The sequence below is a fragment of the Pseudomonas sp. PS01301 genome (assembly GCF_029960215.1).
Classification (GTDB): Bacteria; Pseudomonadota; Gammaproteobacteria; order Pseudomonadales; family Pseudomonadaceae; genus Aquipseudomonas; species Aquipseudomonas coleopterorum.
This window is the reverse complement of record NZ_JASCPM010000006.1, coordinates 84,236-107,100: the sequence shown is the minus strand read 5'-3', so window position 1 is coordinate 107,100 and position 22,865 is coordinate 84,236. Positions and strand designations below refer to the sequence as shown.

At 62.9% G+C, this 22,865-nt stretch carries 21 protein-coding genes; 9 read left to right on the top strand and 12 right to left on the bottom strand.

Annotated features, from left to right (window positions below; genetic code table 11):
- Nucleotides 1-118 precede the first annotated feature (118 nt).
- A complete protein-coding gene (locus tag QMX89_RS05005) occupies nt 119-910 on the bottom strand; it encodes a GntR family transcriptional regulator (RefSeq protein ID WP_282347246.1) in 792 nt (263 codons plus the stop codon).
- Between the two features lie 48 nt (nt 911-958).
- Here QMX89_RS05005 and QMX89_RS05000 point away from each other — a divergent pair, with 48 nt between their 5' ends.
- The 7 genes from QMX89_RS05000 to QMX89_RS04970 all read left to right on the top strand — a co-directional run bounded on the left by QMX89_RS05000 (nt 959) and on the right by QMX89_RS04970 (nt 9,880).
- Entirely contained in the window at nt 959-2,242 is a 1,284-nt protein-coding gene (locus QMX89_RS05000; protein WP_282347245.1) for a M20/M25/M40 family metallo-hydrolase, read from the top strand.
- Between the two features lie 92 nt (nt 2,243-2,334).
- Nucleotides 2,335-3,906, top strand: a complete 1,572-nt coding sequence (locus QMX89_RS04995) for an ABC transporter substrate-binding protein (protein ID WP_282347243.1) — start codon at nt 2,335-2,337, stop codon at nt 3,904-3,906.
- Nucleotides 3,907-3,921: 15 nt separating this feature from the next.
- Nucleotides 3,922-4,869 (top strand): ABC transporter permease, encoded by a 948-nt coding sequence (locus QMX89_RS04990; protein ID WP_282347241.1) that lies wholly within the window; start codon nt 3,922-3,924, stop codon nt 4,867-4,869.
- Entirely contained in the window at nt 4,862-5,695 is an 834-nt protein-coding gene (locus tag QMX89_RS04985) for an ABC transporter permease (RefSeq protein WP_282347239.1), read from the top strand. The genes QMX89_RS04990 and QMX89_RS04985 overlap by 8 nt, the downstream gene beginning before the upstream one ends.
- On the top strand, nt 5,692-7,326 hold the full coding sequence (locus tag QMX89_RS04980) for an ABC transporter ATP-binding protein (protein WP_282347237.1): 1,635 nt from the start codon (nt 5,692-5,694) through the stop codon (nt 7,324-7,326). Before QMX89_RS04985 ends, QMX89_RS04980 begins: the two co-directional genes overlap by 4 nt.
- Complete coding sequence (locus QMX89_RS04975) at nt 7,316-8,542, top strand: M20/M25/M40 family metallo-hydrolase (RefSeq protein WP_282347236.1); 1,227 nt, start codon at nt 7,316-7,318, stop codon at nt 8,540-8,542. The genes QMX89_RS04980 and QMX89_RS04975 overlap by 11 nt, the downstream gene beginning before the upstream one ends.
- Before the next feature lie 90 nt (nt 8,543-8,632).
- On the top strand, nt 8,633-9,880 hold the full coding sequence (locus QMX89_RS04970) for an OprD family porin (RefSeq protein WP_282347235.1): 1,248 nt from the start codon (nt 8,633-8,635) through the stop codon (nt 9,878-9,880).
- Between the two features lie 54 nt (nt 9,881-9,934).
- Here the strand turns inward: QMX89_RS04970 and QMX89_RS04965 are convergent, their stop codons facing one another.
- The 10 genes from QMX89_RS04965 to QMX89_RS04920 all read right to left on the bottom strand — a co-directional run bounded on the left by QMX89_RS04965 (nt 9,935) and on the right by QMX89_RS04920 (nt 20,652).
- A complete protein-coding gene (locus QMX89_RS04965; RefSeq protein ID WP_049859649.1) occupies nt 9,935-10,405 on the bottom strand; it encodes an Lrp/AsnC family transcriptional regulator in 471 nt (156 codons plus the stop codon).
- A 27-nt stretch (nt 10,406-10,432) separates the two neighbouring features.
- Entirely contained in the window at nt 10,433-11,731 is a 1,299-nt protein-coding gene (locus tag QMX89_RS04960; protein WP_282347234.1) for an FAD-binding oxidoreductase, read from the bottom strand.
- Between the two features lie 70 nt (nt 11,732-11,801).
- The gene (locus QMX89_RS04955; RefSeq protein WP_056842660.1) at nt 11,802-12,641 is read right to left on the bottom strand and encodes a transporter substrate-binding domain-containing protein; all 840 of its coding nucleotides are present in this window, start codon (nt 12,639-12,641) and stop codon (nt 11,802-11,804) included.
- Between the two features lie 87 nt (nt 12,642-12,728).
- The gene (locus QMX89_RS04950; RefSeq protein ID WP_282347233.1) at nt 12,729-13,499 is read right to left on the bottom strand and encodes an amino acid ABC transporter ATP-binding protein; all 771 of its coding nucleotides are present in this window, start codon (nt 13,497-13,499) and stop codon (nt 12,729-12,731) included.
- A gap of 54 nt (nt 13,500-13,553) precedes the next feature.
- Nucleotides 13,554-14,519 carry an amino acid ABC transporter permease gene (locus tag QMX89_RS04945; RefSeq protein WP_282347232.1) on the bottom strand — a complete coding sequence of 322 codons (966 nt, stop codon included), beginning with the start codon at nt 14,517-14,519 and terminating at the stop codon, nt 13,554-13,556.
- 146 nt (nt 14,520-14,665) lie between these two features.
- Entirely contained in the window at nt 14,666-15,712 is a 1,047-nt protein-coding gene (locus QMX89_RS04940) for an AraC family transcriptional regulator (RefSeq protein WP_282347298.1), read from the bottom strand.
- 165 nt (nt 15,713-15,877) lie between these two features.
- Nucleotides 15,878-17,065 carry an acetyl-CoA C-acyltransferase gene (locus tag QMX89_RS04935; RefSeq protein WP_282347231.1) on the bottom strand — a complete coding sequence of 396 codons (1,188 nt, stop codon included), beginning with the start codon at nt 17,063-17,065 and terminating at the stop codon, nt 15,878-15,880.
- A 15-nt stretch (nt 17,066-17,080) separates the two neighbouring features.
- Nucleotides 17,081-17,842, bottom strand: coding sequence for an SDR family NAD(P)-dependent oxidoreductase (locus QMX89_RS04930; RefSeq protein ID WP_282347230.1), 762 nt, complete (start codon nt 17,840-17,842; stop codon nt 17,081-17,083).
- A 15-nt stretch (nt 17,843-17,857) separates the two neighbouring features.
- On the bottom strand, nt 17,858-19,498 hold the full coding sequence (locus QMX89_RS04925) for an AMP-binding protein (RefSeq protein WP_282347229.1): 1,641 nt from the start codon (nt 19,496-19,498) through the stop codon (nt 17,858-17,860).
- A gap of 191 nt (nt 19,499-19,689) precedes the next feature.
- Nucleotides 19,690-20,652, bottom strand: coding sequence for a DNA-binding protein (locus QMX89_RS04920; RefSeq protein ID WP_282347227.1), 963 nt, complete (start codon nt 20,650-20,652; stop codon nt 19,690-19,692).
- A 78-nt stretch (nt 20,653-20,730) separates the two neighbouring features.
- On the opposite strand from QMX89_RS04920, the gene QMX89_RS04915 reads away from it, so the two are divergent.
- On the top strand, nt 20,731-21,825 hold the full coding sequence (locus QMX89_RS04915; protein WP_282347226.1) for a site-specific integrase: 1,095 nt from the start codon (nt 20,731-20,733) through the stop codon (nt 21,823-21,825).
- 120 nt (nt 21,826-21,945) lie between these two features.
- Nucleotides 21,946-22,269: an RcnB family protein gene (locus tag QMX89_RS04910; RefSeq protein WP_056842668.1), complete on the top strand. Its 324-nt coding sequence runs from the start codon at nt 21,946-21,948 to the stop codon at nt 22,267-22,269.
- Nucleotides 22,270-22,345: 76 nt separating this feature from the next.
- On the opposite strand, the gene QMX89_RS04905 is transcribed toward QMX89_RS04910, so the two are convergent.
- A complete protein-coding gene (locus QMX89_RS04905; protein WP_049859637.1) occupies nt 22,346-22,813 on the bottom strand; it encodes an Lrp/AsnC family transcriptional regulator in 468 nt (155 codons plus the stop codon).
- Nucleotides 22,814-22,865 lie beyond the last annotated feature (52 nt).

Genomic DNA, 22,865 nt, shown 5'->3' with positions numbered 1-22,865 from the left:
AAAACACGATAACTCTACTAAATAAGCATTTAGTAGAGTTACTAGTTAAGTCCTTCCACGAGCTCCACCCGCCCGCCCTGAAGTCACACGCACAGCACGCTTTCCTTCAACGCTTTGATCACCGAATCTCGTTCACATACATGAAGTGCTCCGTACTCGCGCGCTGGTGCGTGATCATCACCGGCGCTGCCGTCTGGTCGAACGATATGGCGTCGATGATCATCACGGCATGAGGCGCCTCCAGCTTCAGCAGCTTGCAGTCCTCTGCCGTGGCCAGGCCGGCGGTCAGCTGTTCGCGCACCGCCGCTACGCGTATGCCGTAGTGTTCGAGCAAGTGGCGATACAAGAGTTCGGGAAAGGCTTCCGGCCCAGGGAAGTCCGGGACCTTGCTTGCCACTACCGTGAAATGTTCGTGCATGGCGGCAACGCCGCCGATGGTGCGCAGTCGATGCAGACGGTAAACGGGACTGGCAGGATCGATGAGCAGTTTGTCGGCCTCCTCCGCCGTGGCCTTGCCCGTCTGGTAGTCGAGCAAGGAGGTGCTGGATTTCAGCAGTGCGCCTTCCTTGTTGTGCAGCCGGAAGTACTGGAAGAAATAGCGCAGGTTGTGCAGCGGCGCCCATCCGGTGACGACGGTGCCGGTCTTGCGGCGGCGCATCAGCATGCCTTCTGTCACCAGTTCGGCCAGTGCGCGGCGCACGGTGCCTACCGATACGCCGAAGTCTGCGGCCAACGCGTTCTCACTGGGGATCACCGTGCCACTCGCCCACTCCCCTAGCAGGATCGCCTCTGAGACGCGCCGCTTCACCACTTCATAAAGAGGTGCGCTGTCCTGTTCGCCCAGTCGGGCAAAGCTGGCGTCGGCAGCCGGTGCATTGCTGTTGGTCATCGTTTTTCCTTGACGGGCCATGCGGTGGTGTTTAACTATAAACTATATAGAAATACGGCGAGACTCAAAATGACGATGAATACGGCACTTGAGCAGGCACTCGAATCGATCGAGACGGATCATGATGGGCTGATCGACGATCTGCAACGCATGATCGCGGTCGATACCTGCTTCCCGCCGGGCGCAGGCTACGGCGCCTTCGCCGACTTGATGGAAACCCTGACTGCGCCGCTTGGCTTGGAGGCGACACGGGTCTCGGTGCCCGATGCGCTGTGGCAGACCCGCAGCGGCGAGGCTCATGGCGAACGCATCAATCTGATTGCCCGACATCCTGGAGACCAAGAGGTCTGCAGCCTGTATTTCCATGTCGACACAGTGCCGGCCGGTGACGGCTGGAACCACCCTCCTCTGCAGCTGACCGAAGCTGACGGCAAGCTGATCGGGCGCGGCACGGCCGATATGAAAGGCAGCATTGCCGCCACCTTGAGTGCCTTGCGTGCGGCGGCACGTTTCGACCTGCCGCTGCGCTACTGCCCTTCCCTGCTGCTGTGCACTGATGAGGAAGGCGGTCTTTATCCGGGTATTCGCTACCTGGCCGAACAACGACTGGTCGAGGGCCATATCCTGAGTTTCAACGGCGGTGCCGCGCCGAGGATCTGGGCTGGGTGCTTTGGCAGTGTCGACCTGAAGATCACGGTCAAGGGCCGCTCTTCGCACTCCGGTGAACCGGTCGATGCCATCAATGCCATCGAGGAAAGCCTGCCGCTGCTAAACGCCTTGTACGCACTCAAGCAGCAGGTGGAACAGCGGGCATGGCCGATGCCGGCGCCGCCCCATTACAACGGTGCACCTCTGATTTCGCGCATGACCTTGGCCGCGGCCCATGGCGGTAGCAAAGGCTCTACCGTTCCAGCGCAGTTCGAGGTGCTGATCAACCGTCGCTACGCTCCGCAAGAACCCTTCGATCAGGTGCTGGCAGAACTGCACCATTGCATCGACACCGCCATGGCCGCAAGCGCGGCACTTGCGGTGGAAGCTGAAGTGATCGGCCATCTTGCGCCGGTTGCGGACCCGACCGGTCCCCATTGGCCGCGCTGGCAAGCCGCACTGGGCGTGGGTTTCGGTTTCACCGCCGAGCAGTTCCAGTGCTATGGCTCCAGCAGCAGCTCGGATATGGGCTGGGTGCAACAGGCCGGTATCCAGGAGATTTTGTTGGGTGGCCTAATTCGCCCGCACAGTCGCATTCATGCCAGCGACGAATACACGACCCGCGAAGATCTGGTCGCCTTGGCCAAGTCGATCCTGGTCTACCTGGCTGCAGACTTCACCCCTGGGACCGCCGCAACAGGCTAACCCAAGCGACCACCGAAGACTGGCATCAAGATCGGTCATCGGCACTTTTTACCTAGCTGCCCCACAATCTCTTTGCTAAGTGAAGTATCGCCATGACTACCGTTTTCCGGCTCAACCGTCGCCGCTTTCTTGCAACTACGGCCATCGTCACCGGCGCTGCCATGCTGCCGTTCTCCAGCACATTGTGGGCCGCCGGCGCCGCGCGCAAGGGCGGTACGTTGCGCATCAGCGTCGACCAGGCGGTGGGCATGCTCAATCCGCTGCTGGCTCGGGTCAATCCCGAGTACCTGCTCAGCGAACTGCTCTACAACGGGCTTACACGCCTGAGTCACGACATGCAGGCCGAGCCCGATCTGGCCACGTCCTGGAGCCACAACGAAGCGCTGACCGAGTGGACCTTCAGCCTGCGGGACAACCTGCTTTTCCACGACGGCAGCCGCTGCACATCCAGGGATGTCGTGGCCAGCCTGCAGGCGATCCTCGATCCCAAGACCGCGTCGCCCGGCCTGCGCAACATCGGCCCGATCAAGTCCGTGGAAGCGATCGACGAGCTGCACGTCAAGCTGACCACCACCATGCCCTACGCAGACCTTCCCATCAGCCTGGCCTACCCGGACGCGAAGATCGTGCCCGCGGCGATCGTCCAGGGGGATATGGCCCGCCTGACGCGCGAAGCCGTGGGCACAGGGCCGTTCAAGCTGGCCTCGTTCGAGCCCGAGCGGCTGGTCGTGGTCACTCGCAACGAACAGTTCCATGACCCCGAGCGTCCGTTTCTGGACCGCGTCGAGATCCGTGTCTACCCCGATCCGACTGCAGAAAGTTCTGCGCTGATGTCCGGCGACATCGATCTCATGCTGTCAGCCCAGGCCACCGAGTTCAGCCGCCTTGGCCAAGCCAGTGGCGTGACCGGACTGCGTGCACCTTCCGGGCAGTTCCTCAACATCAACATGGCCTGCGACCAGAAGCCGTTCAACGACGTGCGGGTACGCCAGGCGCTGTCGCTCTGTGTCGATCGGGCGGCACTGGTGGACTTCGTGGCGGAAGGCTTTGGTACGCCGGGCAACGATACACCGCTCAATGCCGCTTACCGTTACCACGCCGATATCGAACTGCGTCAGGCCGATATCGCCAAGGCCAGGCAACTGTTGGCCGACGCCGGCTTTTCCGATGGCCTGGACATCACCTTGGTTGCCTCCGATAAGCCCTCTACGCGTACCCAGTTGGGCATTGCCGTACGGGAAATGGCCAAGCCAGCCGGGTTCAATATCAAGGTCGAGACCATGGCCAACAGTACCTACCTGGACCAGGTCTGGAAGAAAGGCAATTTCTACGTCGGTTTCTACAACATGCAACCTTCGGCCGACGCGGTGTTTTCTCTGCTCTACACCTCGGACGCTGCCTGGAACGAAACGCGCTGGAACAACAGCGAATTCGATGCCGCCGTGGCCGCTGCACGGGGCACGGACGATCCGGTCAAGCGTGCGGCGTTGTACGGCACGGCCCAGCGCCTGATGCATGAACAGGTGCCGTCGCTGATTCCGACCTTTTTCGATGTGCTGGCGGCCCAGCGCAACTATGTTCAAGGCTATCGATTGCACCCTCGCGGCGCGGTGTTTCGCCTGGATCAGGCCTGGTTGGATGAAGGCGCCCCGAAGCGCGGATGAATCGAGGGTAATCCTGTGACTGCTGCCTACCTGACCAAGCGTTTGCTTCTGGTCGTCTATACCCTGCTGATCGTTTCGTTGCTGGTGTTCGCCATCACCCAGTTGTTGCCGGCCGATGCCGCAGTGACGCTGCTGGGCCAGAACGCCACGCCTGAAGCGCTCGCCGCCCTGCGCGCCAAGCTCGGGCTGGACCAACCGGCGTGGCTGCAATTCGGCCACTGGCTGATGGCCGTGCTGCAAGGCGATCTGGGCCTGTCGATGCGCAACGGCCAACCGGTGCTGGGTTCGTTGCTGAACGCGCTCGGCCGCTCGTTGTTGCTGGCAGGATGTTCCCTGTTGCTGATGCTGGCCGTGGCCATTCCGCTGGGCATTCTCGCCGCGGTACGGCGCGGGCGACCGGTGGACCTGATCATTGCTCTGTTCTCCTACATCGGCGTGTCGCTGCCCGAGTTCGTCACGGCAACCCTGTTGGTGCTGTTGTTCGCCGATGTCTGGCAACTGCTGCCGGCCACCGGTTACGTGCCGCTCTCGGAAAACTTCGGCGAGGGCCTGCGGCACCTGATCCTGCCGACGCTCACGGTGTCGATGATCATGGTCGCTCACGTGTCGCGGATGGTGCGCTCCGAGATGATCGACGTGCTCGAGACCGACTACATCCGTGCGGCACGGCTCAAGGGACTGTCGCGGCGCCGCGTGCTGTTGCGTCATGCGCTGCGCAACGGCCTGCTGCCGACCATCACCATCGTCGCGCTGGACGTGGGCTATCTGCTGGGCGGCATCGTCGTGGTGGAAGAAATCTTCAACATTCCAGGCATCGGCCGGGAGCTGCTGGTGGCGGTCGCGGCCCGCGATCTGCCGGCCATTCAGGGCGGTGTGCTGATCCTCGCCGCAACCTATTGCGTGGTCAACTTCATCGCTGACCTGACCTATGCCTACCTTGATCGGCGGATTCAATATGCGTGACATCATCTACCGACTGCTGAGCTCGCCGCAGGGTCTGGTGGGCAGCCTGGTCCTGCTGCTGGCAATCGTGCTGGTCTGCGCCGGGCCGGCGCTGGCCCCTTACGACCCGGAAGCGATTTCCATTTTGGCCCGGTACAAGGCACCCAGCTTGGTGCACTGGCTGGGCACCGATCAGCTGGGGCGCGACATTTTCAGCCGCCTGCTCATCGGAGCCCGCGCGACCATTTCGCTGTCGGTGCTGGCCACCGCGATGGCGATGCTGCTGGGCGCATTGCTGGGCACGGCCAGCGGGTACTTGGGCGGGCGTATCGACGAGGCGCTGATGCGCACGCTGGACGCGGTGATGTCGATCCCCAGCCTGCTGTTCGCGCTGTTGATCGTCAGCACCCTGGGCAAAAGCGACCTCAACGCCGTGCTGGCGATCACCATCGCCTTCGTCCCTGGCATGGCACGGATCGCGCGCAGCGTCGCCCTCGCCGCCCGCCGTCAGGACTACGTCAGCGCTGCCATTGCCCGCTGCGAATCCACTGCCTACATCGTGGTGCGGGAAATGCTGCCCAATATCGTTGCGCCGATCATTGTCGAGGCCACCATCCGCGTCGCCTTTGCCATCATGTTGTTTGCCACCCTCAGTTTCCTTGGGCTGGGTGCGCAACCGCCGCAGCCGGAATGGGGGCTGATGGTGGCCGAGGCCAGACGGTATTTCTTTCAGGCGCCGTGGATGATGCTCATGCCCGGCCTGGCCATCGCCATCATCGCGATTGGTTTCAATCTGCTGGGCGATGGCTTGCGCGATGCCCTCAATCCCAAGGGGCACCGCCAATGACTGCCGTGTTGCAAGTGGCTGACTACAGCCTCGACTATCAGCTGCCAGGCGGCCCGCTCCACGTCTTGCAGAACATCGACTTCCAGGTCGGTGCCGGTGAAGTCGTGGGCCTGGTCGGCGAATCCGGTTCGGGCAAGACCACCCTGGGCTTTGCCATCATGCGCTACCTGGCGAGCAACGCTCGCGACGTGGGTGGCAGCATCATTCTGCAGGGTGAAGACCTGCTGCAGATGCCGCAACGCCAGGTCGAGCAGTTACGCGGCGGACGCCTGGGAATGATCTTCCAGGACCCGAGCGCGTCGCTCAACCCGACTTTGAGTCTGGGCGAACAGGTAGTGGAAGTGCTGACCCGCCATCGCGACCTGAGCTATCGGGACGCCTGGGCCCTGGGTGAGCAACTGCTCGCCGATGTCGATCTCAAAGACCCGGCGGCAATGATGAAGCGCTTTCCCCACGAAGCCTCCGGCGGTGAAAAACAGCGCGTGCTCATCGCCACGGCGTTCGCCTGTCGCCCGCAATGCCTGATCTTCGACGAGCCAACCACGGCGCTGGACGTGATCAGCTCTGCACAGATCCTGCAGCTGTTCCGGCGTCTGCGCGAGGAAACCGGCGTGGCCTCGCTGTACATTTCCCACGACCTGGCCCTGGTATCGCGGGTGGCGGATCGGGTCTGCGTCCTGAATCAGGGGCGCATCGTTGAACAGGCGGCCGGTGCGCGGATCTTCAGCGCGCCCAGCGATGCGTACACGCAACGACTGGTCGCCGCCGTGCCGGCTGCGGATAAGCGTCTGCTAAGCGAAACCGTTGCGCCGAGTCTGCCGCTGCTGCACGTCAACGGACTCAGCGTGCGTTACGGTCGTCCTGGTTTGCTCGACGGTCTGTTGCGACGTGCCGCCAAGCCTTCCCTGGCTGCCCGGGACATGACCCTGAGCATGGCGCGTGGCGAGATCCTCGGCATCATCGGCGAATCCGGTTCGGGCAAGTCGACCTTGGCCAAGGCTTTGACCGGTCTGACCCCATTCACCGGAAAGGTGCAGTTCGAGGGCGTCGACATTCGTGGCGCCGCCGACATGAGCCGTGACTACCGGCGCAAGGTGCAGATCATCTTTCAGCACCCGGATGCCTCGCTCAATCCGCGTCAGACCATCGGCCAGATTCTCGCTCGCCCGCTGCGGCTCTATGGCCTGCCCGAGGGAGAAACCGAGCGCCAGGCCGTCGCCCGACTGCTGCGTGAGGTGCGCCTGCCCGAGGATTTCGCCGATCGCTATCCACACGCCCTGTCCGGCGGCCAGAAACAGCGGGTGGCGATCGCCCGCGCGTTCGCGGCGCGACCTGAGCTGGTGATCTGCGACGAGATCACCGCCGCGCTGGACGTGTCGGTGCAGGCCACGGTGATCGAGTTGTTGCTGGAGCTGCGCCGCAAGCATGGCACCGCCTACCTGTTCATCACCCATGACCTGAACCTGATCCGCCAGATCGCTCACCGCATCGCCGTGATGTACCGCGGCGATCTGCTGGAAATCCTGCCCGCGCAGGACATGGCCGAACAGTCCCGGCACCCCTACACCCGTGCCCTGCTCCAGGCAGTGCCGCAGCCCCTCACCGAAATGGAGCAACTCGATGACGCCTGATGCGCTGATCCACAGCATCGATGAGGCCTACTGCCTCGACTTTCTTGCGCGCATGGTGCAGCACAAGAGCTACAGCGCCACTGCCGAGGAGCGTCGGCTGGCCGAATACATGGCTGGGCAGATGAGCGAGCTGGGGCTGCACAGCGAGCTGATGCCGGTACCCGGCGAACGCCTCAATGCCATTGGCACGCTCAAGGGTCAGGGCGGTGGTGGCCACAGCCTGTTGTTCAATGGCCATCTGGACACCAACCCGGTCACCGAAGGCTGGACCGTGGACCCGTGGGCCGGCAAGGTCGATGACGAGTTCATCTATGGCATCGGCGTCTCCAACATGAAGGCCGGTGATGCCGCCTACTTCTGCGCGCTGAAAACCTTGATAGACGCCGGGGTCAAGCTCAAGGGCGACGTGATCCTGACCTATGTGGTCGGCGAGCTGCAAGGCGGGATCGGCACCATCGCGGCGATCGAACAAGGCGTGAAAGCCGACTACTTCATCAACTGCGAACCGACCGACCTGCAGGCGGTGACCCTGCACGTGGGCTCGCTGATGTTCGTCATCGAGCTGACCGGCGACACCCGCCATCTGTCCAAGCGCGAAGAAGCGGTGGACGTCATCACTGCGGCGGTGCAGCTCATTCCGCAGATCAACGGCATTACCTTCAGCGGCGCCCGCACGCCGGAACACGAGAAGGTCAACCGCGGCCACATCGGTGTGGTCCACGGCGCCCTGGGTCGCGACCTCGAAGAATGGCGTCCGCCGCAGGTCGCCGATTTCCTGCGCTTGCGCGGCTCGGCCCGCTACACCCCTGGGCAGACCGTCGAGTCGGTGCTCGCCGACCTGCAAGGACTGCTCGATCGCCTGTGCGAACAGTTTCCGGGCCTGCAAGCCAAGCTGATCAACGACAGCGACAACCAGCCGCTGATGCCGCCCTTCGAAGTATCCCTCGACTCGCCCATCGTCAAGGCCGTGAACGCCGCCTATCAGCGGGTGCGCGGTGAACCGCAGCCCACCGGAATCATCACCCCGCCGGCGTACTTCGGCACCGATGCCGCGCATTTCTATCAGCGCCTGGGCATGCAGGGCGTGGTCTGCGGGCCCGGTGGCAAGTTCAACACCATGCCCGACGAGCGTGTTCACAAGCGCGATTACCTGGACATGGTCCGCGTCTACATCCTGGCCATTCTGAGCATCTGCGAAGTGGCCGAAAGCAACTGATTCACCGCTGCAGGGCATGGACGCCCCATAACAATAATCTTGCTTCAAGACTTCGCCATCTGCTGATTATTCTCGACAAGGGTCAATACCATGCGGTCAGCTTTAATGCTTGGCAGTGCGACACTGTGCGCGGCCATTTCCCCTACGGCTTTTGCCGACGACGTGCTCGACAACCCGTTTTTCAAAGACAGCAGCACGCAGGTCATGGCGCGCAACTTCTACTTGAACCGGGATTTCCACAACACCGGCCCGAACGCGCAGAGCTATCGCGCTGAATGGGCCCAGGGCTTCATCGGCACCTTCACCTCTGGCTTCACCCCAGGCACCCTGGGCCTCGGTATCGACGCCATAGGCCTCTACGGCATGAAACTCGACAGCAGCTCGGACCGCATCGGTACCGGCCTGCTGCCCAGCAATGGCCGGCACACGCCAGGGGTCGATCGGGCCGAGGACGACTATTCCCGCGCTGCGGCTGCGGTAAAACTTAAGGTCTCGAACACGGTACTCAAATACGGCGAAATGACCCTTAACCTGCCGGTTTACTCGACCGGTGATAGTCGCCTGTTGCCCGAGACGACCGAAGGGTTTTATCTGAGCAGCAAGGAAATCGACAACCTGCGCATCGATGTCGCCCACCTCACTTCGCTCAGCACGTACGCGCAAAGTGGCCACAATGCCGGCGGCATGACCCGTGCAGACGTCTATGGCGCCACCTACAACTTCACCCCGGCCTTGACCGGCGCGCTGTATGCCTCGGACGTGCAGGATCTGTGGAAGAAGAAATACGCGGGGTTGAGCTGGGTCAAACCCATCGATGACCAGCAGGCATTTTCCGCCGACTTCCGCTTCTACAACCAGAAGAGCACCGGCGCCGAGCGCGGCGGGGATATCGACAGCAATTCGTTCAGCCTCAAGACCGCCTACAGCTACGGCACGCACAAACTGACGCTGGCCTATCAGGCCATCACCGGCAAAGGCGGTTACGTCTTCTACACCGACGGCGGCAATACCAACTACATGGCCAACTACGTGCAGTACGCCGAATTCACCCGCGAGGACGAACGTTCGTGGCAGGCACGCTATGACTTCAACTTCGCCGGCCTTGGGGTGCCGGGGCTGGATGTGTTCGCCCGCTACCTGCGTGGCGACAACATCACCCTGGCCAACGGCGCGAGCGGCCAGACCGAATGGGAACGTGATCTGGAAGCAGCCTACACGGTGCAGAGCGGTCCTCTGAAAAACCTGACCTTCCGCCTGCGTCAGGCCGCCTACCGCAACTCGTTCAGCGGCGATCTGGATGACGTTCGGTTCATCACGCAATACCCGATCAATCTGTAGGTGACTCTGCCGGCACTCCGCCCGGTGAAACCTCTCGCCGGGCTTTTGCCCCTGCTACACACTCAACCGACGACTGAACTTAGTCTCCATCACGATATGCGACGCGGTGTGCGCCACGCCCTTGATCATGTTGATCCGGGTCAGCTCGGCATTAAGTTCGCCCAGGGTCCCGGTGGCCAGGTGAATGATGAAGTCCGACTCCCCAGACACCGCGTACACGGCCTGCACCGCGTCGATCTTGCGCAGCGTCGTCATGACATCGGTGTAGCTTTTGTTGGTGCACGAAGTCATGGTGAAGCAGTTGATGGTCGGCTGTATCCGGTCGTGGTCGATGCGCACGCTGTAGCCGGTGATGATGCCGGCTTTCTCCAGCCGCTGGATGCGCTCCTGCACCGAGGAGCGCGACACGCCCAGCTTGCGTGCCAGCGACGCGGTCGGCTCGCGAGCGTTGGCCTGTAGTAGCGCCAGCAACTGGCGATCGTTCTCGGTCAGGTTGAACAATGTACGGGGTGAGTGTGCTTCCATGCCGTATCGACCTTGCGTGAGGAGGCGTTAGCGCGGCCCAGCGCCGGCGTGTCGTTCCTGGAATCTGTCCATCATCTTCAAACCGGTATACACCAATTGCGCCGCCGGTGGGCCGAATGGGCCACCATTCCATTGCAGACCATAGCGATCGAACAGGCGGTAGCGATCCGATTCGCCGCAGATGGCCTCGGCGATCACCCGTCCGCCTGCTGGCGCGGTGTTCATACCGTGCCCCCCGAACGAAGCACAGGACCACAGCCCTGGGCCGATTGGGCCGATGTGGGGCATTTTGTGCCGCGCATAGCCCATCAGTCCAGACCAGGCCTTGTCGATCTTCAGCCCTTGCAACTGCGGGTAGACGGCGAGGATGTCGGCAGTGAGCAGTTGTGCCAGGCGCTGTTCGTCCTGCAGGTTGTGGGTAGTGATGTGGCCGCCCCACAACAGCCGGTCGCCGTCGACGATACGGTAATAGTCCGAGGCACGGCGGGAATCACCGACGGCTTCTGAAGTGCGCACCGCCTGCTGCAGGCCCGCGCCCAGCGGCTCGGTGAGGACCACGTAGGTGGCAATCGGCAGGAAGGCGCGGTGCAGTTTGCCGAACTCAGGGCCGCCGTAGCCGCCGCAGCAGTACACCACGTCAGTGCAATCGACACTGCCGTGGGCGGTCGATACCTGCGAGCGCCCTGCCCGGCTGACGACTTCGAGCATGGCGCACTGCTCGTGAATCATCCCGCCCTTATGCTCGATCAACTCTGCCAGGCCAAGGCAGTAGTTCAGTGGGTGGAAATGGAAACCGTGGGTATCACGCAGCCCCTGGTAATAACGCTCGGTGTTAAGCAGGGTGCGCAAGGTATCGCGGTCGAGGTAGTCGAGGGTAAAGCCGAAATCGCGGTCCATGCGCTCGCTGAAGCGCTTGAGGCTGTCGGCATTGTCGAAGCGGCTGACACTCAGCTTGCCCCGACTGGGCGCGCAGCCGGGCAACTGGTACTGGGCAATGGTCTCGCGCACACTGTTTACGCCCTCCAGGGACAGTCTGAACAAGGCCGCAGCGGTGTCTTTGCCGCAGCGCTGCTCGATGGCCGACAGGCCTTCGGACCAACCCTGCAGCACGAACCCGCCATTGCGACCCGACGCCCCCCAGGCGACCCGCGCCGCTTCCAGCACGACCACGGACTTGCCACGCGACACCAGCTCCCATGCCGTGCTCAGCCCCGCCAGGCCACCGCCCACGATGCACACATCGACGCTGACTTGGCCAGCGAGCGGCGGCCGCACGGGGGCCGCGCGCATGGTCGCGGTGTAATAGTTGTCGATATAGCTGAACATGAAGACCTCGTCCTTCGTCGGGCGTCTACCTTGCGCGTGCCGGGCCAAGGGGCACGCGCAGGGGATTGGTTCACTGCACCTTGGTGAGGTCGGCGCCGTACCATTTTTCGGACAACTGCTTGAGGGTACCGTCGGCTTTCATCTCTTCGACGATTCTGGTCAGCGCCCCGTTGAAGGCGTCATCGCCCTTGTCAACGGCGATCGCCAGCGGCTCGTAGTAGGCCGGCTTACCCTCGACCTGAACGATCGGGTAGCCGTTCTTGATGGCAGCGGTGATGGTCGGCAGGGCCGACAGGGTCGCGTTCAGACGCACACCGTTGCCCATGCGCAGGTCATCCAGCGGGCCCATGCTGTCGCCGTAGGTTTTCACTTCGCCAGGCTCCACGTCATAGGTAAAGGACGGCACGTCGGGCGCATCGATGGTCAGTCGACGATTGATGTAGTCCTCCGACGTGGTCCCGGCCTCGACGCCGATGATCTTGCCGTTGAGGTCTGCGGTCTTGGTACCGGCCGCGGCCTTGTGCACGGCGAATACATACGGGGTGTAGTAATAGACCGCAGGGAAATCCAGAACCCGGCCGCGCTCGCGGGTCGGAGTCATGGAGCCGACGGAGATGTCCCAGCGGTTCGACCAACGCCCGGCGGTGATGATGCCGTACTCGGGCGTGACGAACGCGACCTTGCTACCGAGTCGCTTGCCGATCTCGGTGGCCACGTCGATATCGAAACCCTGCAGGGCATTGTCCGGCCCGAGAAATGACTGCGGTGGCCAATTGGCTGCCGTGGCCACTTTCATGACCTTGGTCGAGTTGATTCGATCCAGGGTGGCGCCGGCCCAGGCAACTCCGGCCCCGGTCGTGAAAACACCAGCCAGTGCGACAGCGGTGAACAAGCGAGTCAGCGACATCATGGTGAACCTCCAGAGAACAGCGATACGCAGTTGGCGTTGTTGTGGCGTATACAGCGTTTGAAGCCATGTCCGGCCCTGACGGATCACTCAGTGGCTGAGAATCTGCGAGAGAAACTCGCGGGCACGCTCGTGTTGCGGGTTGTCAAAAAAAGCCTGCGGCGAAGCCTCCTCGACGATGCGGCCCTGGTCCATGAAGATGATCCGGTCGGCAACGCGCCGGGCGAAGCCCATTTCATGGGTAACGCAGAGCATAGTGATCCCGTCTTCGGCCAGTTCGCCCATCACGTCGAGCACCTCCTTGACCATTTCCGGATCCAGCGCCGAAGTCGGTTCATCGAAGAGCATGATCCGCGGGCGCATGCACAGCGCCCGTGCAATGGCCACGCGTTGCTGCTGGCCGCCGGACAGCTGGCCGGGGTACTTGTCGGCCTGGTTGCCGATACGTACCCGTTCCAGGTACTCATGGGCCAGAGCGCGGGCTTCGGCATCGCTGAGTCGGCTGACCAGGCGCGGCCCGAGCATGAGGTTGTGTAGTACGCTCAGGTGCGGAAACAGGTTGAACTGCTGAAAGACCATGCCGACCTGGCGGCGTATGCCCGCCACGCACGCCGCGCCGCGGGTCAGCGGGGTATCGCCGATAATCACCTCACCTTGCTGGAAGTCTTCCAGCAGGTTCAGGCAGCGGATCAGCGTGGACTTGCCGGAGCCCGACGGCCCGCAGATCACCACGATCTCACCGCTGGCAATGTGCAGATCAATCTCCTTTAGCACATGAAACTCGCCATACCACTTGTTCAGCCGACGCACCCGAACAGCGGCTGAACGGGGGGACGCAGCAGGGACGGTCGATCGATTCATGGCAAGCTCCAGGTTCATAGCGGGCGCCCTTTTCATATCAAGCACTGGCCCGACTCAGCGATGGGCACGGTTGAAGTGCTTTTCCAGGCGGGCCTGGACCGTTTCCAGAACAATCGACAGCAGCCAGTACAGCACCGCCGCAGTGATCAACATTTCCAAATGGCGAAACTCCGCGCGGCCTTGGGTACGCGCCAGGAACATCAACTCCCAGACGCCTATCACCGACACCAGCGAACTGTCCTTGAGCATCGAAATGAACTGGTTCCCGGTGGGCGGGATGATCAGCCGCATGGACTGCGGCAAAATCACCCGCATCATGGTCTGCAGCGGCGACAGGCCTATGGCTCGCGACGCTTCCCATTGCCCTCGGGGAATGCTGCTGATGCCAGCACGGAAGATCTCGGTCATGTAGGCGCCATAGCACAGCGACAGGGCCAAAATACCCGCAGGCACCGCGGCCACCACATAGCCCAGTTGCGGAATGCCCAGGTAGATGAGGTAGATCTGGATCAGCAGCGGCACACCACGAAAAAACGAGGTGTAAAAGCTGGCGATCGCGATGGCGAAGCCGTTGGACGACAGGCGTGCGGTCGCACCCAGCAGGGCAAGCACGAAAGCGATGGTGATGGAGATCGCCGACACATACACGGTCGTGAATACCCCTTGGGTAATCATGAAGCCGACCTTGGTGGCGATGAATGAATATGAAAGGTCAAAGGTGTCGAAGAACAGCAGGAACATCAGCAGCAGTTCGCACCACACAGTGACGATCTGCGCTCGCAAGGGGAAGCGACCGAGCACGAACAGGTTGAGGACCAGCGTCAGGGTGAAGGTGACCGCCACGGCCACGTCCCTTGCCAGGGGCGCCTGCACATCCAGCAGTATGGGTGCCATCAGCCGGGCCAGGCCACTCTCGCCGAGGCCGGCGAACAGCGTCACCGCGAAGCACACGGCGGCTACTGTGCCCATGAACACCGGACTGTCGGTGGCGCGGGGCTTGACGATGTGGTCCTTGAACATGGCATGGACACCTTTGTTGTTGTGTTTTCATTATGGGCGCGCAAAACGCCGGACGGCACCCTGCGTTATGGGTCCATTCAACGATAAATTAAGCGGATTTGCCGGCTTTACCCTGACAAATGCAAGAACATACCGGCGGATGATCGTTAGCGGATCGTCTGTTGCGGCATCACGCACGTCTTGGTGAATTGTGGATCGTCCGCATCGAGAATCAGACTGCGGTAATGCCCGGGACTGGCTCCGGTCCACTTGCGAAACGCCTTGTAGAAGGAGCTGGCATCGGCGAAGCCCAGGCGCTCGGCAATGTCTTCGAACGTTGCCTGGGGTTCAGCCAGCCACAGCACGGCACGCTCGCGGCGCACGCTGTCCTTGAGGGCCTGATAGCCGGCGCCCTCCTCGGTCAGGTGCCGGCGCAGCGTGGCCACCGAAACACCGCAGTGGGCCGCCATCGCGTCAATGGCTGGAAAATCGGCAGCCGGCAGGTTGCGCAGGTGTTGGCGGATGCGCCAGCCGAGGCTGTCGGGATCGCGGTAGCGCACCAGGATGTTCGCCGGGGCGCGGGCCAGGAAACGACGCAGCTCCGTTGCGCTGCGCCGTACGGGAATGTCGAGGTGTTCGGCGGCGAAGATCAACCGCGTGCGTGGCCGCTCGAAGCGCAGGTTGGGCGAGAACATCACCTGGTAATCACCGACGTATCGAGGCGCAGGGCCGCGCAGCTCCATGGCCAGGATCGGGATACGCCGGCCAGCCAGCCAGCAGGCGATACCGTGAACGATCATCCAGTAGGTGAAACAGGAAAATGCGCGTTTGGGGTCAGCGCTGCGCTCGCGTAGGACGATTTCCGCGAGCGATTGCTGGGTCGCCAGACGGCCGTCGTAGTCGCTGAGCATCAGTGCAAGAAACCCGAGGGCCAGCTTGAGCGCGGCGCCCACGGTCGGCTGTTGCCGGCAGGCCTGGCACAGGAAAGCGAAGCTGCCACGGCGTAATGGCCGCGCATCCATGGCGAAAAATTCGTCATCCAGCGCCCTGGCCAGTTGCCGCCAGAGCCGGGCGTAACGCTGAACCGGGACCCGGGCCTGATCGTCCAGCAGCAGCCGGTCATCGATGCCCGCCGCCTGAAGGATTGGCTCCAGGTCGACGTGGCTGTCGCGTACGGCTTCACGCACAAGGTGGATCGAGATCGTGTCGCGCATCGACGGGCTGTCGAGCGGTGTTCGGGTCAGGCTCACTCATCCTCGCTCACCGCTTCTGCGCGAAACGGACCGAATAGGCTGCGGAGCAATCATTGCCCCGCCCCTGCGGTCGTCATTTCTAATCCATCCGTTGGCTCCGAGCAAGCACCCTGACCACAGGCCTCCTCAATAGAGGCATTCGACCGCGATGGCCGTGGCTTCGCCGCCGCCGATACAGATGGCGGCGATGCCGCGGCGCAGGTTGCGTTGCCGCAATGCCGCCAGCAACGTCACCACGATGCGCGCCCCGGACGCGCCGATGGGGTGACCCAGTGCGCAGGCTCCGCCATTGACGTTGACCTTGCTTGCCGGCAGGTCGAGGGCCTGCATGGCGGCCAGGGTGACCACGGCGAAGGCCTCATTGATCTCGAACAGGTCGACGTCTTCCAGCGCCCAGCCGGTGTTTTCCACCAGCTTGCGAATGGCACCAATGGGCGCCACCGGGAACAGGTGCGGTGCATCGGCGAAGGCGGCATGCCCGTGAATGACCGCCAGCGGCGCAAGTCCGCGAGCCTGGGCTTCGCTGCGGCGCATCAACAGCAAGGCCGCGGCGCCATCGGAAATCGAGCTGGAATTCGCCGCTGTCACGCTGCCGCCCTCACGAAAGGCCGGTTTCAGCGTGGGGATCTTGTCCGGATTGGCCTTGGGCGGCTGCTCGTCATCGCTGATCATCTGGGGCTGCTTGTTGCGGATGACCTGCACCGGCACGATCTGCGAGGTGAAACTACCGTCGCTGATGGCCTGGCGGGCGCGGGTCAGCGAGGCCAGGGCGAATTCGTCCTGCGTCTGACGGCTGAAACCGTGCGCCTGGGCGCAGTCCTCGGCAAAGGTGCCCATCAGGCGACCGGGTTCGTAGGCATCTTCCAGGCCATCGAGGAACATGTGGTCGAGTACCCGACCATGGCCCATGCGATAGCCATCACGGGCGCGATCCAGCAGGTAGGGCGCGTTGGACATGCTCTCCATGCCCCCGACCACTACCACCCGAGCGCTGCCTGCGAGCAAGGCGTCTTGGCCCAAAAGCATGGCTTGCATGCCCGACCCGCACATCTTGTTCAGGGTGGTGCAGGTCGTGGCATGGGACAGTCCGGCGCCCAGTGCCGCCTGGCGCGCCGGTGCCTGGCCCAGCCCGGCCGGCAGCACGCAGCCGAACAGGACCTGGTCGACGCTGCCGGCATCGATACCGGCGCGCTCGACGGCAGCCGCAATGGCCGCAGCGCCCAGCTGGGGCGCGGTCAGGCTGCGCAGGTCGCCCTGAAAGCCACCCATGGGTGTGCGCACGGCACTGACGATAACGATCGGATCTTCATTCATCTGTAGTTTTCCTTATTACCTGGCCGCCATGCGCAGGGCGCCGTCGAGACGGATCACTTCGCCATTGAGCATGCTGTTTTCGATGATATGGCGCACCAGAGCGGCATATTCCTCCGGCTTGCCCAAGCGCGGCGGAAAGGGCACGTCGGCGCTGAGCGCCGCGCGCACGTCATCGCTCATCCCGGCCATCATCGGGGTTTCGAAGATGCCCGGCGCGATGGTCATCACCCGAATGCCGTAGCGCGCCAGCTCCCGTGCCGCCGGCAAGGTCAAGCTCGCCACCGCGCCCTTGGATGCGGCATAAGCGGCCTGGCCGACCTGACCGTCGAAGGCGGCCACCGAGGCGGTGTTGATGATCACGCCGCGTTCGCCTTCGGCGTTCGCGGTGCTTTTGGCAATGGCCTCGGCGGCCAGGCGCAGCAGGTTGAATGTGCCGACCAGATTGATATTGATGATGCGGCTGAAACTGTCCAGCCCGTGAGCGCCCTGCTTGCCGAGGATCTTCTCGCCGGCCACCACGCCGGCGCAATTGACCAGCCCGTGCAGTTCGCCAAAGCTGCTCATGGCCATGTCTACGGCGGCCTGGGCAGCATCGGCCTGAGTGATGTCGGCTACCGCGTAGCCGGCTTCCAGTTCACTGGCCTGCGCCTTGAGCGCCTCGGCGTTGAGGTCAACCAGCATCAGGCGTGCGCCTGCACGGGCCAGCATCCGCGCGGTGGCGGCACCGAGCCCGGACGCAGCGCCACTGACCATGAAAACCTTGTCTTGGATGTGCATGAAACGGTCTCCTCGTCAGGCGCTGGGCGCCTGCTGCTTGGCAATTTCCTGATTGCGCAGGATGAAGCGCTGCAACTTGCCGCTGGGGGTCTTGGGTAGCTGCTCGACGAATTCGATCTCGCGCGGGTAGGCATGGGCCGCGAGCCGCTGACGCACGTGCAGGCGAAGGGTTTCGGCCAGCTCGGGGCCTGCCTCGAAACCCGCCTGCAGCACCACGAAGGCCTTGATGACTTCGGTGCGTTCCGGGTCGGGCTTGCCCACCACGGCGGCCTCGACCACCGCCGGATGCTCGATCAAGGCGCTTTCCACATCGAAGGGCCCTACCCGGTAACCTGAGGTGGTGATGACATCGTCGTTGCGCCCCACGAAACTGATGCTGCCGTCGGCATTGAGCTCGACGGTGTCGCCGCTCAGGTAATACTTGCCTTTGAACGCCTTGGTCGGCATCCCCAGGTAGCCGCCGAACCAGCACAGCGGCGACCGGTCGCGGTCTACCGCCAGCACCCCGGGTTGACCGGCCTCCAGTTCATGCAGGTCGGCGTCGAGCACCACGATGCGATGGCCAGGCACGGCAAAACCGGCCGAGCCTTCGTGCACGGGATGATCGAGGTCGTGGTGGTTGCACAGCACCATGCCTAGCTCGGTCTGGCCATAGTGATCGTGGACCACAACGCCCAGCTGTTCGGCGAACCAGCGGATCACCTGCGGATTGAGCGGCTCTCCGGCGCTGCTGGCAATGCGCAGTCGCCCGCGCACCCCGGCCGCGAAGCGATCACCAGCAGCGATCAGCATGCGATAGGCCGTTGGCGACCCGGCGAGGTTGGTGATCGCGTACTTGTCGATCACTCGGCACGTGCTATCGACCGTAAAGCCGCCGTCGTAGAACAAGGTGGCATGACCCAAGGCCAACGGGCCGGCCACGGCATAGTAGAGCCCATAGGCCCAACCCGGATCGGCCAGGTTCCAGAACCGATCGTCGCTGCGCAGTTGGACGGAATCGCGCAGATAGCCTTTGAACGCCAGCAATGCGCGCAGCGGTACTTCCAGCGGTTTTGCCGGCCCGGTGGTGCCGGACGTGCACATCAGCATGAAAGGCGCATTGCCATCGAGCATCACGGGCTCGCAGTCGCGGCTCTGCCCTGGCAGTGCCGTCCAGAAGTCGTGTTCGCCGGTGCCCGCAGTGGTGCAGCCCACGGTCATCACGTTGGGACGGTGATCGAGTTCGTCGAGCTTGGGGCGATTGTGCAGGTCGGTTACCACCCAATTGGCCCCCGAGCAATGCAGACGTTGCTCGATGGCCTTGGGACCGAACGCGGTGAACAGCGGCTGATAGACCGCGCCGATGCGCCAGGTACCCAGTATCGCGATCAGCAGCTCCACGGTCCGTGGCATCAGCCCGGCGACGCGATCGCCCGGTTTGACGCCCTGACTGCGCAGGAAATTGCCGAACTGCGCTGCATGGGTCTGCAGCTGCTCGAAGGTGTACTGCGTGGCGACGCCCTGCTGCGACTCGCAATACAGGGCCACTGCCTGTTCGCCTACGTGGCGGTCGCAGCATTCGACACAGGCATTGAGCTGATCGAGGGTGCCGTGCAGATCCTGCGCGGCAGTTTGCGGGTAATCGAACGCCTGAGCGGTAGTGAAATAATCGCGCATCACATGACCCTGCTTGTTGTTATGGGATCTGGGTGTTGTGAGATCGTTGTGACCTTGAAGGCACTGGCCGATAGTGATCCGCCCGTGCTTTCGCGACAATGTTTTCAGCGCTCAAACCGTTTGAGCGGTTTAGCCAGTGCGGACATTTTTGAGCCCGCATTCTCCGGTTACACGTTTGCTGGAAGCCCCCCTCATTCCGTCTTCCGACTCCGCGTCTTGCGCGGCGGCAGGCGCAGCAGGGCCAACTGGGCGTCCAGAGTCTCGGCGCGTGCCTGCTGGGCGGCGGCGGTTTGCAATGCTGACGCCTGCCCTGCTTGCGCGGCCTGAAGCTGGGCTTCGAGCTGCTGTCGCGCATGTTCGCCCTGCTCCACCGCCAATGCCGAGCGCGCTTCGCGGGCCGCCGCCTGTAGTTGCGCTTCGCCAAGTGCGATTTGCGCGTGCTCCAAACGCTTCTGCAATGCTTCGAGTTGCTTGTGTTGCTCACGGGCCTCGAGGTTGCGCGCCTTGAGGTCTTCGCGGGCGCGGTCGACCTCACGGTGCGAGCGCTCTTCGACGCCCCGCACGTAGGCCTCCTGAGCCAGGCGATTGTGCTCGGCCTGCTGCTGTTGCTCACGGAGCGCTTGTTGAAGGGCCGCCAGATCGGCCTGCAACTCGTTGCGCGCCCCCTGTAGCTCGACGCGCTGCTGCTGCAAGTCATCGATCTGTTCCTGACGCTGGGCCAGGAGTTTTTCCAGATCGGCCAGGCGGGTCTCGGCGTTGCCGCGGGCCGTTTCTGCCTCGGCCACCTGGCGGCGAGCCTGGGCAGCGTCGCGGCGGGCTTGTTCCTCGACCTCCGCGACCCGCTCGTATTCTGCCGTCAGCTGCTCACGCTGGGCCGCCAACGAGTGTTCGACAACACCTTGAGCCAGCGTCGTTGCCTGCTGCCAGATCGCAACGAACGCTTGGGCCACTTCAGCCGGCAGCCCCGGCAGCCGGGTTTCCCCGCGCAGCCGCTCGGCCAGGCGCTCCCACCACTGATCCAGCAAGGCGCCGACCCTGGCCGGGCTGCCGCGCCCCAGCTCCAGGCGCACACGCTCCACCGTTGGCCGCTCTCCTCGGGCCAGCACGGCATCTGCCGCGGCAAATACGTCATTTTCCGGTACGCCTACTGCCATGGCCCGCTCTCCGTTGAATTAGGTATGATAATAAAAGATTATCCGACCTTATAAACTAGATATCTATAATATAATACGTTGAACGTAATGAATAATACATATGACATCTCAGCGGTTGATGCAAACCCTCTGGACCTATATTCATTGGCGGAAAGCACCGCTCGTGCGGCCCAGGCTTTTGTTGCTGCGGGCACTGCAGCGAATACGGTACGCAGCTATCGCAGTGCCCTGGCGTACTGGTCCGCGTGGCTGAAGCTGCGTTACGACCAGGTGCTGGGTGATGCTGCACTGCCCGCGGCGGTGGCGGTTCAATTCGTCCTGGACCATCTGGCCCGGCCGCTGGAGGACGGCACCTGGAATCACCTGCTGCCCGAAGCCACCGACGCCGCTCTGGTCGAGGCCGGTGCCAAGTCACGGCTGGGTGCCCTGGCCTACAGCACCGTGCAGCATCGTCTGGCAGTGCTGGGCAAGTGGCATCGGGTGAAGGGCTGGGACAGTCCGACCGAGTCGCCAGCGCTCAAGACCCTGTTGCGCAACGCGCAGAAAGCCCAAGTGCGCCAGGGCGTAACCGTGCGCAAGAAAACGGCCATGGCCCTGGAGCCGCTGCAGGCCATGCTGGCAACCTGCACCGACGGCCTGCGCGGCACCCGCGATCGCGCCCTGCTGCTGTTGGCCTGGAGTGGCGGTGGTCGGCGCCGTTCCGAAGTGATCGGCCTACAGGTGGGTGATGTGCGGCGTCTGGATGCCGACACCTGGGTCTACAGCCTCGGCGCCACCAAGACCGACACCGCCGGTACGCGACGAGAGAAACCCCTGCGCGGGCCAGCGGCTCATGCGTTGGCGGCGTGGCTGGCTGCCGCGCCGGCGACCACGGGCCCGCTGTTCCGTCGCCTATACCGCGGCGACAAGGTGGCAAGCCAAGGCCTGGGCGGCGATCAGGTGGCGCGTATCGTCAAGCGTCGGGCTCAGCTTGCAGGTCTGGAGGGGGACTGGGCCGCCCACAGCCTGCGCTCGGGTTTCGTGACCGAAGCGGGCCGGCAGGGTGTGCCGCTGGGTGAGGTGATGGCGATGACCGAGCACCGCAGTGTGGCGACGGTCATGGGCTACTTCCAGGCCGGATCGTTGCTCAACAGCACCGCCACGCAACTGTTGAAAAGCAAGGATGAGGAATGAGTTCTTGGCAGGTTGTTGAAAGATGGACGGAAACAAAGTCATCAGCGCCGGTCAATAGTCTGTCGCCGCTGACGCTTGCGCGTACCGCGTCGCCCTATTCGAACATCCAGGATAATCATTATGACCACTTCCAAGCTGCTGCCTCGCCTCGCCCTCGCTGCCCTTTGCGCCTTGAGCGTACCTGCCTTCGCAGCCGAAACCGGCGCCAAGGAAGAAAGCGTCACCTTGGACCGTCCAGGCAATGGTGATCATGAAATCAAAGAGGGCGACAAAGTGCCCGACTCCTACAAGCGCAAGGAACTGGCGATCGATCCAGCCAAGCATGGCTTGAAGCAGCCCGACGAGAACGAGCAGTGGGTCGAGATCAAGGACAAGTACGTGCGCGTGAACATTCCTAACGGCACCATCGTCGAGATGATCGACAAGTCTTCGGTCAAGAAGTGAGTTTTTGGCCCCGGCTTGGGTAACTCCAGGCTGGGGCCGTTTGCTTGGGTACTTAGTTCGCGCCCAATGATCGCACCTACGGCCGCTTGGCGTATTGCAGCGGCAAGACCGTGGTCGACTTGATGCGCTCCATCGCGAAGGTCGAGCTGATGTCGGAAATGCCCTCCACCTGAATCAACCGTTTGTACACCGCGTCATAGCCGGCGATGTCCGGTACCACAATACGCAGCATGTAGTCCGTATCCCCCGCCATTCGATAGCACTCCACCACTTCGGGCAATGCCTCGATGACCCTGTGAAAATCCTCCAGCCATTGCGCGTTGTGCCGTTGCGTGCGCAGCTCGGCAAATACCGTTACGGCAACATTCAACTCGCGTGCATCGAGCAACGCGACGCGTTGGGTGATGACCCCCTGCTGTTCGAGCTTCTGGATGCGACGCCAGCAGGCAGTGCCGCCCAGGCCGATCTGCTCGGCGATGTCAGCCAGCGGACGGGTGCAGTCTGCTTGCAGGATGTCGAGGATGGCCATGTCGAACTTGTCCATGAAAATGCGAGCCTGAGTGGGTCTGTACGGGTGGCTACAAGTATGCCGGAAA

What these genes read in the sequence shown, in the direction of transcription:
- QMX89_RS04965 (WP_049859649.1), bottom strand. Translation starts at nt 10,405, where the DNA reads ATGGAAGCACACTCACCCCGTACATTGTTCAACCTGACCGAGAACGAT.
- QMX89_RS05005 (WP_282347246.1), bottom strand. Translation starts at nt 910, where the DNA reads ATGGCCCGTCAAGGAAAAACGATGACCAACAGCAATGCACCGGCTGCC.
- QMX89_RS04950 (WP_282347233.1), bottom strand. Translation starts at nt 13,499, where the DNA reads ATGAATCGATCGACCGTCCCTGCTGCGTCCCCCCGTTCAGCCGCTGTT.
- QMX89_RS04910 (WP_056842668.1), top strand. Translation starts at nt 21,946, where the DNA reads ATGACCACTTCCAAGCTGCTGCCTCGCCTCGCCCTCGCTGCCCTTTGC.
- QMX89_RS05000 (WP_282347245.1), top strand. Translation starts at nt 959, where the DNA reads ATGACGATGAATACGGCACTTGAGCAGGCACTCGAATCGATCGAGACG.
- QMX89_RS04970 (WP_282347235.1), top strand. Translation starts at nt 8,633, where the DNA reads ATGCGGTCAGCTTTAATGCTTGGCAGTGCGACACTGTGCGCGGCCATT.
- QMX89_RS04930 (WP_282347230.1), bottom strand. Translation starts at nt 17,842, where the DNA reads ATGCACATCCAAGACAAGGTTTTCATGGTCAGTGGCGCTGCGTCCGGG.
- QMX89_RS04935 (WP_282347231.1), bottom strand. Translation starts at nt 17,065, where the DNA reads ATGAATGAAGATCCGATCGTTATCGTCAGTGCCGTGCGCACACCCATG.
- QMX89_RS04940 (WP_282347298.1), bottom strand. Translation starts at nt 15,712, where the DNA reads ATGCGCGACACGATCTCGATCCACCTTGTGCGTGAAGCCGTACGCGAC.
- QMX89_RS04955 (WP_056842660.1), bottom strand. Translation starts at nt 12,641, where the DNA reads ATGATGTCGCTGACTCGCTTGTTCACCGCTGTCGCACTGGCTGGTGTT.
- QMX89_RS04980 (WP_282347237.1), top strand. Translation starts at nt 5,692, where the DNA reads ATGACTGCCGTGTTGCAAGTGGCTGACTACAGCCTCGACTATCAGCTG.
- QMX89_RS04975 (WP_282347236.1), top strand. Translation starts at nt 7,316, where the DNA reads ATGACGCCTGATGCGCTGATCCACAGCATCGATGAGGCCTACTGCCTC.
- QMX89_RS04905 (WP_049859637.1), bottom strand. Translation starts at nt 22,813, where the DNA reads ATGGACAAGTTCGACATGGCCATCCTCGACATCCTGCAAGCAGACTGC.
- QMX89_RS04995 (WP_282347243.1), top strand. Translation starts at nt 2,335, where the DNA reads ATGACTACCGTTTTCCGGCTCAACCGTCGCCGCTTTCTTGCAACTACG.
- QMX89_RS04925 (WP_282347229.1), bottom strand. Translation starts at nt 19,498, where the DNA reads ATGCGCGATTATTTCACTACCGCTCAGGCGTTCGATTACCCGCAAACT.
- QMX89_RS04985 (WP_282347239.1), top strand. Translation starts at nt 4,862, where the DNA reads ATGCGTGACATCATCTACCGACTGCTGAGCTCGCCGCAGGGTCTGGTG.
- QMX89_RS04945 (WP_282347232.1), bottom strand. Translation starts at nt 14,519, where the DNA reads ATGTTCAAGGACCACATCGTCAAGCCCCGCGCCACCGACAGTCCGGTG.
- QMX89_RS04960 (WP_282347234.1), bottom strand. Translation starts at nt 11,731, where the DNA reads ATGTTCAGCTATATCGACAACTATTACACCGCGACCATGCGCGCGGCC.
- QMX89_RS04920 (WP_282347227.1), bottom strand. Translation starts at nt 20,652, where the DNA reads ATGGCAGTAGGCGTACCGGAAAATGACGTATTTGCCGCGGCAGATGCC.